Raw genomic sequence first — 615 nt, 5'->3', positions numbered from 1 at the left:
GGTACGTCGTTGACGGCGGTGACTCCGGCGCATGCGCCTGGTGTGGTGGATGTGGTGGTGACCACTGATGGTGGTTCGACTGATCCGTTGGCGTACACGTATCTGGCTGATGGTTCGGATGCGGTGGTGACGGATCTGGATCCTGATTTCGGGCCGACGTCTGGTGGTACCACGGTGACGATTACTGGTTCGGGTTTCACTGGGGCGACCGGTGTCACGTTTGATGGCGTGGCGGGTACGGGGTTCGCGGTGAATCCGGCTGGTACGGAGATCACGGTGGTGACTCCGCCGGGTGCTGCTGGTCCGGCTGATGTGGTGTTGGTGTTCCCGGCTGGTACTGCGGATGCGGGGATCTTCACCTATGTGCCGCCGACGATTGATTCGGTGGTGCCGGATTCGGGTCCGAACACGGGTGGTACCACGGTGACGGTCACGGGTTCCGGGTTCACCGGGGCGACTGATGTGACGTTCGGTGGTGTGCCGGGGACTGATCTGGTGGTGGATCCGTCGGGTATGTCGTTGACGGTGGTGACGCCGCCGGGGCCGGTGGGTCCGGTTGATGTGGTGGTGGTGTTGCCGGGTGACGACGCGGTCGCTCCGGACGGCTTCACCTAC

At 63.7% G+C, this 615-nt stretch carries 1 protein-coding gene; it reads left to right on the top strand.

The annotated features are described in order from the left end of the window. Positions 1-45 precede the first annotated feature (45 nt). The coding region (locus tag ACXAHD_RS32330; protein ID WP_475055211.1) for an IPT/TIG domain-containing protein at positions 46-615 on the top strand (570 nt) is incomplete at its 3' end.

The sequence above is a fragment of the Micromonospora sp. ABR4_055 genome (assembly GCF_056160425.1).
This window is presented reverse-complemented; position numbering and strand designations above follow the sequence as displayed.